Origin of the sequence: Flavobacterium sp. UBA4854 (genome assembly GCF_002399805.1) — a bacterium.
In the GTDB taxonomy this organism is placed as follows: Bacteria; Bacteroidota; Bacteroidia; order Flavobacteriales; family Flavobacteriaceae; genus Flavobacterium; species Flavobacterium ginsengisoli.
On sequence record NZ_DHEI01000090.1, the window covers coordinates 2,353 to 8,143 of the forward strand.

The 5,791-nt window shown below is 34.1% G+C and carries 4 protein-coding genes; all 4 read left to right on the top strand.

Annotated features, from left to right (window positions below; genetic code table 11):
- On the top strand, positions 1-2,193 hold a 2,193-nt coding region (locus tag B3J44_RS13365), incomplete at its 5' end, for a SusC/RagA family TonB-linked outer membrane protein (protein WP_286968872.1).
- Positions 2,194-2,224: 31 nt separating this feature from the next.
- Positions 2,225-3,736, top strand: a complete 1,512-nt coding sequence (locus B3J44_RS13370) for a RagB/SusD family nutrient uptake outer membrane protein (protein ID WP_286968873.1) — start codon at positions 2,225-2,227, stop codon at positions 3,734-3,736.
- Positions 3,737-3,831: 95 nt separating this feature from the next.
- Positions 3,832-5,238: an aryl-sulfate sulfotransferase gene (locus B3J44_RS13375; RefSeq protein WP_286968874.1), complete on the top strand. Its 1,407-nt coding sequence runs from the start codon at positions 3,832-3,834 to the stop codon at positions 5,236-5,238.
- A gap of 113 nt (positions 5,239-5,351) precedes the next feature.
- A partial coding sequence (locus B3J44_RS13380; RefSeq protein ID WP_414654802.1) for a c-type cytochrome occupies positions 5,352-5,791 on the top strand: 440 nt, incomplete at its 3' end.

Below are 5,791 nucleotides of genomic sequence, written 5' to 3' on the forward strand. Positions count from 1 at the left end.
AGACCTGCAGTTTTTCCTTCAAGTTTTCCAATTGCCAACACAAATTGGTTTGAAGCGGCAACTCGTCCAGGCGAAGTTCTTAATAGAACGCTGACTTTTAGCGGAAGCGATAAAACATCTAAATTTTTCTTATCTGGAAATTACTTAAAACAAACTGGAGCAATACAAAACACTGATTTTACAAGATATAGTGTTCGTATTGGTACAGAGAAAAAATTTACAGACAAATTAACTGTAGGAGCCAATGTTTATGGGGCTGCAAGTGAAGGGCATAATAGTGATTTTGGCGATAATATCTTATCTCCTATGTTTTCTATTCAAACTGCTCCTCCGGCAATTCCAATTTATAATGCAGATGGTTCATACTACAAATATCAAGGAAAAGATAATGCTTTAGCTCTTTTATTAGAACCAACTGATCATACTATTAACAGATTGGTTAATGGAAACATGTTTATGGATTATGAAATCATAAAAGGCTTAACATATCATTTTGGAGCTGGTGCAGAGTGGCAGGAAAATATTCAAGGAAAATATACTCCACGTACACTTGTTGCAGGAGCTGCCTTAAATGGTTCTGGATCTGAAGAAAACAAAACCTATTTCAGATGGAGTACAGAACAATATTTAACCTATAAATTTAATATCAAAGAGCAGCATGCATTTACTGCAATGATTGGAACATCAAACCAAAAAGACACTTACGAAAGAATGAAAGCCTCTGGTTCTGGTTTTGCAAATGATGTATTAACGTATTATAATCTAGAAAGTGCTTCAGTTTATTTGAAACCTGAAACTCAAAAACAAGAAACAAAATTAACTTCGTATTTTGGAAGGCTAGGTTATGCTTTTGATGACAAATATCTAGCTTCTTTTACTATTAGACGTGATGGTTCTTCTCGTTTTGGTCCAAATAACAAATATGGAACTTTCCCATCTGGAGCAGTAGCATGGAGAATTTCAAAAGAGGCATTTATGCAAAATTTGGAAACTCTTTCAGAATTAAAACTAAGAGTTAGTTACGGTATTACTGGTAATGATGGAATTCCTGATTATTTATATCTAGCTAGTCTTGCTCCTTGGAATGTTACCATTTCTGACGGTTCTTTTGTAGGCGGTACTGAACCAAAAAATTTATCAAATCCTGATCTAAAATGGGAACAGCAAGCTCAAGCTAATATTGGTCTGGATATGGGATTTTTTAATGATAGATTGACTGCTACAATTGATGTTTACAAAAAGAAAACAACAGATGCTCTTTTGAATGTTCCTGTTGGAGGATGGTGGGGTTTTAATACTCAAACACTTAACTCAGGAACTATAGAAAATAAGGGAATTGAACTTGGTATTAGCAGTGAGAATTTCAAAAATGATAAATTTTACTGGAGAACTTCACTAAATCTTGCCTATAATAAACAAGAGGTTGTTTCATTGGCAGATAATGTTAAAATAATTAGTTACAATACTTCTAATCCAAGCGGTACAGTTTCGGGTCGTGAATTTACAAGATTAGAACCTGGAAAAGAAATGGGTGTATTATATGGATTTAAATATGCTGGAGTAATAAAAACAGGTGAAACTTATGCTGCTCAACCTGGTTCTAAACCTGGAGATCCTAAATACGAAGATTTAGATGGCGATGGATTGATTACGGCTAAAGATAGAACTTATTTAGGAAATTCTACTCCTCACTATATTGTTGGTTTTAATAATGATTTTAGATTCGGAGATTTTGATGTGAATCTGTTTTTCCAAGGCGCTCTTGATTACTCTGTTTATAACATGACTAGAATGGTTGGAGAATCAAGCACAAGTACTGATGCTTTGAATCGTTGGGTTGCTGGTACAAATGAAAATACTGACATTCCAAGAGATGGTTATTACAAAAGTGCTTATGGTAGTTATGTAAACTCAAGGTTTGTTGAAGATGCTTCTTACATACGTCTTAAAAATCTATCTATTGGATATTCTATCCCAGAAAGTCTTTTAAAACCAACCAAATTTATTGATAATATAAGACTATATGCAATAGGGCAAAATTTATTGACAATTACAAAGTATTCTGGAAACGATCCTGAAATAAATGGACACACTACTACTGCTACAGCGCAAAATCTTGGTGGAGGAATTGATTTTAACTCATTCCCAGCTTCTAGAACGTTTATATTAGGGATCAAAATAGCAATTCATTAATAGCTTTTTCAATAACATTAAACTTATCAAAATGAAAAAATATACAATTTTATTGCTTTTACTTGCTGCTGGACTTCAATATTCCTGCAATGAGGATCTTGATCCTACAGTATATAGCAGTTTGACGACTACTAATGGATATCAAACCAAATCAGATGCTATTGCCGCAGTTAATTCTATTTACGGCAGACTAAAAGGACCATCTGTGGGTGATAACTTTTCGTATTGGGCTACAAGACACTTCGCATTAACTGATATTGCGACAGATTTAGGACATTGTCAATTTGGAGGAGATCCTGGCCAATTGTCTTTAGGAACATGGAATTCTGCAAATGGCTTACTTTTAGAAGATTGGAATGCGATGTATAAATTAATTTCCAATGCTAACAATGCTATTTATTACATCGGAAAGATGTCTTCTGTATCAGATATTGAAAAAGCACAGTTTATTTCTGAGGCAAAATTTTTAAGAGCATCTGCTTATATGGATTTGACTGACTCTTGGGGGCCTGTTGTTTTAATGACCGAAGAAAACATAGCAAATCCAAGTTACTTAGCACAGACACCTCCATCATCTGTAGAAGAAATTGATGCTTTCATTATTAAAGACCTTACAGAAATTGCTGCTATTTTGCCTGTAAACTATAAAGAAAATGCAATTTATGGTAGTAATGATGTTGGTCGCGCTACAAAAGGTGCTGCACTTACTTTACTAGCAAAATTATACTTGCGCAATCACGATTGGCAAAAAGTAGTTACACTTACTCAGCAGGTAATGGATCTAAACGAATATCATCTTTATCCTTCTTACTTAGGTTTGTTTAAAGAAAGTAACAAATGGTGCAGCGAAAATATCTTCTCTTCTTTAAGTGATGCTAATACAAACGGAACAGAATTATTAAACCACTTTGGTCCTGTTGATCACCCTGTAGTTCAAAACAGATGGCAGTATTATACTGTAAACTGGGATTTCTATAACACTTTTGGTGATGAAGATGAAAGAAAACAATGTTTCTTCCCTGAATTTGAAGGGACAGACGGGTTGCTTCACAAACAAGCGCCTTCATTAGGAGCTCAGCCACCAGCTGGTGAATTTTATATGCCAGACGTTTCTACTAGAAAATATGCCGATGATGAAACTACGACATATTACGATGGCCATAGTGTAAATATCCTTCGTTATGCTGATGTTTTATTAAGCCGAGCTGAAGCCATAAACGAGATCAGTGGTCCAACTCAAGAAGCGATAGATCTAATCAATCAAGTAAAAGGAAGGTCGCATGCAAAACTTTTGGTTTTATCGGCTCTTACGCAAACTAGTTTGAGAGATGCTATTTTACAAGAAAGAGGATGGGAACTTTTCTACGAAGGAAAACGTCGCGCCGATTTGATCAGAATGAACAAATATGATGTTTTGGTAAACGCATATCATCTTAGAGTTGGTGAAGCCGCTTTAATCAAAATGCCGCAAAACAAATATTACACTTATCCGCAAAGTCAGGTTGACCTTAATCCAAATTTAAGCAACGCCGACAGACAATAAAAAAATAATCAGGAACAGACAGTAAAACAGTCTGTCTGTTCTTGTTTTTTTTATATAAAAAAGTATTTTTCTGTTTCACAAAAGAAGCTTTTCAAATGATCAAAAAAATAATATTAAAAGGAAGTTTTATTTTAGTTCTCCTTGCACTGGCAAGCTGTTCTAAAAGCCAAATTATCTCCAATATCAATATTGGCACTCATAGCAACAACGAATTGAAAATTCAGATCGATGTTACTACGAATGACCAAGCTCAGGTATATGCAGAATATTGGTCTGACAAAAAAGGAATTGAAAATAAAATAACCTCTCCTATTTCAAATACTGGTTTAAAACATTCCTTGGTACTTTGCAACATAATTCCAGAAACCGATTATAGTTTTCAATTAATTACAGTTCAAGACGGAAATAAACAAACTAGTAAAGTTTATACTTTCAAATCTAGAAAACTTCCAGAATGGCTACAGAAACAATTCAAAGCCAATTGTCCGAAACCAGAATTATTGCCTGAAAATTTCAAAAAAGGCTTTCTGCTTTTAGCGAAAAGAGAAACTCCCGGAACGGCTTATATTGTTGATTACAAAGGGAACTTAAGATGGTATCATACTATTGAAGGAACTGGATTTAAAGTGGTTCATTTTACAAAAGACCAAACCATTCTTTCTATTTTAGGCACAAATGACGAACCAACGAGTTATGGAAGTGAGATTTTAGAAATTAACCTTCAAGGCGATACTTTAACCCATATTAAAAAAGGACAGGGCGATTTGAAGCAGGTTCTTCATCATGAAATCATAAAAAAATCGGCTGATGAAATTGTCGCTTTAACTGTTGAGCAAAAAATAATCGATTTGACTTCTATCGGAGGAAAAAAACAAGATACAATTAACGGAGACGGAATTGTAATTTTAAATAAAAAAGGAAAACAACTTTGGAAATGGAGTGTTTTTGATGATTTAGATCCGTTTAAAGATAAAGATTTACTAAAAACCAAAAAGGATTGGACGCATGCCAACAGTTTGAGTTACGATAAAGATGGAAACTTTTTAATTTCTTTCTACAACAATGGCCAGATTTGGAAAATCAATTCTAAAACAGGAAAAGTAATCTGGAAATTAGGAAAAGGCGGCACAATGAAAATGGCTCCAGATGCCAATTTCTCTCAGGCACATGCCGCACATATCGATCAAGAAGGTAGCTTGCTCTTTTTTGATAATGGTGTTGACGTAAAACAATCTTCTGTTTTTGCCTTAAAAGTAGACGAAAAAAACAATGATGTAAAACTTGATTTTCATATCAAATTACCAAAAGATATTTACAATGACCGAATGGGAAGCGCTTACATGATCAATAAAGACCTCTTTTTGGTTTGTTGTTCTAAAAGACATATTACAGTTTTGACCAATAAAAAAGGAATACTTATTTGGGCATTAGAATCTGAAATTCCGCCATACAGAACCATCTTTATTCCTGAAGAAAAACTAAAACCTTTTCTTCAAAATTAGAAAAATGACTCTCCTGCAAGATTTTGAAAAACTTACAGGTTTAAATACAAAACGAATACCTACAAGGTTTGCAAAACCTTGCAGGAAAAGAAATAAGATTAAAAATAGTACCCATGAAAAAAACATTTCTTATCGGACTTTTTTCAGCATTGTCAATCGCTGTTTTCAATTCCTGCACCAAATCAAATTCTCAAACTTTAGCTTCAAAAACAACTGAAGAAAAAGAAGATGAAGAAGGCTATATTACAATAGATACTTCTAAAATTCCAGATGATCAATTTGGAGAATCGGTTCGTTATGGAAGAGAATTAATGATGAAAACCGCTTATTATATTGGTCCAAACGGAAAAAACGGACAATATTTAGGCAATAAAATGAACTGCACGAACTGTCATCAAGATGCAGGAACAAAACCTCATGCATTCAATTTAATGTCTTCACACGACAATTATCCACAATATCGCGGACGCGAAAACAAAGTACTTACTTTAGCAGAAAGAGTTAATAACTGCATTATGCGTCCGCATTCTGGAAAACCGCTTCCGTTGGACAG